Genomic DNA, 2,098 nt, shown 5'->3' with positions numbered 1-2,098 from the left:
TGCCCGAAAATCGCGGAGAGAGCAGATCAGATCGCCATGATGCTTTCCGGCTGGTCCGAAAAGATGCGGGAGACCCTCGTTCTAGACACGCCGAACCCCTCGAGAACGCAAAACCGTGCCCACATCGCGTCCTTTGTTTGGGGCGGCGACGCAGATTTTGCTATCTCCAGTGCGGTCGGCCAGGCGTTCGGACCGTTGGGGGTGCAGCCCCGGGCGGTGCCGCGATAAGCCGGCCGATTCTTTTACCGTTGCCTTCAGCAGCGGCAGGCACGGGCTGCGCCTTCGATTGGATTGGTTCGTTCCATTTGGGCTACGCGCACCTGCATTGATCGGTAATGGTCACGGCGTCGTCGGCGGGTCGTTACTGGCGACTTATCTGGTCGGCCTGGACTCGTGCTGCTGCTGCCTTGTCGTGGTCGCCGATTCGATCGTAAATGCCGGCCATGATCGACCATGGCAGTGGTGAAGACGGTGATTGTGATGCGGCGGTCTGCAGATCGGTAAGACTCTGCGTGGGTTCGCCGAGTCCGAAGTTCGCCACGCCACGTTGGATGTAGAGCGCTGTGGTGTAGGGGGCGCGGGCGATGAGGGTATCGAGGTGATCTTTAGCGGTCTGGAGGTTTCCGGTATGCATATAACCGATGGACAGGGCCAGACCGGCTTCGATCGAGCCCGGTGTTCGGGCCAGGGAGATTTTTGCCCACTTTAAGGCCCGGGCGGCCGCTTCAGGGTTTCCGTCGGAGGCTGGCCCGGCGAATGCCTGGGCCGCGAGCAGGGCTGTGTCGCTGTCCCAGGGCCTCAGTGAGTACGCGGCCTGGAATTGATCTTCCGCTCCGGCGATGTCGCCGTCTCGGGCCAAGCGGGCTCCCGCGTCCATTGGCCATTCCGCGGCCGTTGCCGGCAGCGCGATGGCTAAACCCGCGGCAACGGCACCCACCCCCAAAGCGAAGCGAACACGACCGGACCGCAGTCTTTCAACAGCAAGACCCAATTTTCCCGTCAGTAATGGAGCTTGTTGGGCGGTTGTGGCGATAAGTCCCCCGCAAAGGAAGACAGCGAGCGGAGTGGTGCCCGGGGAGGTGAAGCCTGTCAGCAGTCCCGCGCAGTATCCGGCTATAGCTGCGAAAGACCCGATCAGCTGGGTTCGTTGCGGATTATCCGCGGTGCGGATGCGGTGAACAGCAGCGGCCAGGACCGACACCCCCAGCAGCAGGGCCGCAAGGAGTAGCGGAATCCCACCCGCCAGTAATGCCTGAAGGAGCCAAAGGTGCGGGGAGTCCGGCGGGAAGTCTCCGCCTGTTTGGATGGCCCATTGCTGGTTTTGATAAGCCGGGAAGACGTCGACGAAGCCGCTCGGTCCCACTCCGGTCCAGGGGTGGTCTGCGGCCATTTTCAGTGACTGCCCCCAAAGAAGCCAGCGACCGGTTATCGTGGAGCCGGTCATCAGCCGTTCCCGCAGCCCGGGAACGAGAAGGATCAGAAGTCCTGCCCCCACCACGGTACAGATCACCGTCGCAAAGATCCGCCGGTCGATGCGTCTCTCTCCCAGCACGACTCCAAGTACGAGGATGATGCTCGCAACAACCAGGCCCAGGAGCGCTGCCCTTGATCCCGAGAGGACGGTCGTGAACACAGCTGCAACACAGCCTGCGGAAAGAAACCAGTTGACGCGATGGCCCCGGATGGCCGGCAGCGCGAGCACGGCGGTGATCATCAGGCCCACCAACCCCTGGTCGGAGGCGTTCCCCAGCGTCGCTCCAGGGCGGAGGTCCGCAGCACCGCCCAGAGGACGCAGCCCCACTGACTCCAGCAACGAGACGAGGGCTAAAACGACGGACACCCCTGCCAAAGCACGGAGCAACACGGGCCAACGGTGGTTCCGCTCCGGTCCGCCGAGCACCTTCGCGCCCAAGATCATCAGCCCGGCGTAGACCCCCAGCACAAGCACACCCTCATAGCGTGGCCAGCGTCCAAGCAAGGCCCTTCCGGCCCCGGAAGAACGGTCGAACTCTCTCATTAGTCGATCTTTTGACGAGACATTCGGTTGGCAAGACACAACGCTGAATGCGGGGCACCCGGGGATGACGATGGTGCCGGT

Annotated in this window: 2 protein-coding genes; one reads left to right on the top strand and one right to left on the bottom strand. The window is 63.0% G+C overall.

Translation table 11 applies throughout. From position 1 onward, the window contains the following. Positions 1–228 (top strand): hypothetical protein (locus BMF89_RS22230; protein ID WP_216353877.1); only part of this gene is annotated, 228 nt, incomplete at its 5' end. 133 nt (positions 229–361) lie between these two features. On the opposite strand, the gene BMF89_RS21315 is transcribed toward BMF89_RS22230, so the two are convergent. Continuing rightward, complete coding sequence (locus BMF89_RS21315; RefSeq protein WP_078109040.1) at positions 362–2,017, bottom strand: O-antigen ligase family protein; 1,656 nt, start codon at positions 2,015–2,017, stop codon at positions 362–364. Positions 2,018–2,098 lie beyond the last annotated feature (81 nt).

Origin of the sequence: Arthrobacter sp. SRS-W-1-2016, assembly GCF_002009585.1 — a bacterium.
Taxonomy (GTDB): domain Bacteria; phylum Actinomycetota; class Actinomycetes; order Actinomycetales; family Micrococcaceae; genus Arthrobacter; species Arthrobacter bambusae_A.
Note: the sequence above shows the minus strand (reverse complement) of the source record. Positions and strands in the feature narration are given on the sequence as shown.

What these genes read in the sequence shown, in the direction of transcription:
- BMF89_RS21315 (WP_078109040.1), bottom strand. Translation starts at nt 2,017, where the DNA reads ATGAGAGAGTTCGACCGTTCTTCCGGGGCCGGAAGGGCCTTGCTTGGA.